2 protein-coding genes are annotated in these 706 nt (G+C 44.3%); one reads left to right on the top strand and one right to left on the bottom strand.

Going from position 1 to position 706, the window contains the following annotated elements:
- Positions 1–287, top strand: a 287-nt coding sequence (locus D8863_RS10615) for a hydroxymethylglutaryl-coenzyme A reductase family protein (protein ID WP_498072856.1), incomplete at its 5' end; no start/stop codon positions are given.
- A gap of 35 nt (positions 288–322) precedes the next feature.
- Here D8863_RS10615 and D8863_RS10610 read toward each other — a convergent pair.
- Positions 323–706: substrate-binding domain-containing protein (locus D8863_RS10610; protein ID WP_185761487.1), on the bottom strand; the 384-nt coding region annotated here is incomplete at its 5' end.

Below are 706 nucleotides of genomic sequence, written 5' to 3'. Positions count from 1 at the left end.
GTCTCAACCCGCGTGTAGCCCTCAGTCATGAACTGCTGGGAAATCCTTCTGCCAAAGAATTAGCTCAGATTATCGTGTCTATCGGTCTCGCCCAAAACTTTGCGGCCCTCAAAGCCTTGGTAAGTACGGGCATCCAGCAAGGCCACATGAAATTGCAGGCCAAATCCCTAGCTCTCCTAGCAGGTGCTAGTGAGTCCGAAGTTGCTCCCCTCGTTGAGCGCCTCATCGCAGATAAAACCTTTAACTTAGAGACAGCCCAGCGCTATCTCGAAAACTTAAGATCGTAAAAAAACTCAGACAAATCAGTCTGAGTTTTTTGTACTTAAATACTTTTTCCTGGTAATAGAGTAACGGGTAAGAAGTAACCGGTTGTCGCGACCTCTTTACCTTCAATCTTCTGTAAGAGAAGATCGACAGTGAGTTGGGCAATCTCTTTCATAGGCTGCTTAATCGTTGTCAAATGAGGATAATAGTTCTCGATAAAGTAAGTCCCATCATAACCGATGACCTTGAGCTCCTCAGGAACAGAAATTCTCAGTTCTTGAGCAATTTTAATGACCAGAATAGCTGTCAAATCATCCGAAGCAAAAATCGCATCTGGTTTCTGATGGGTCAAGATATTCTTGATTTCCATTTCTTTTCGGACGGGCGAAAAGTCACTCGAAACATTGATAATAGGTGCTTTCGGGAGAACAGAGGCAAAGCC

The organism is Streptococcus oralis (assembly GCF_003943825.1).
Classification (GTDB): domain Bacteria; phylum Bacillota; class Bacilli; order Lactobacillales; family Streptococcaceae; genus Streptococcus; species Streptococcus oralis_CD.
Note: the sequence above shows the minus strand (reverse complement) of the source record. Positions and strands in the feature narration are given on the sequence as shown.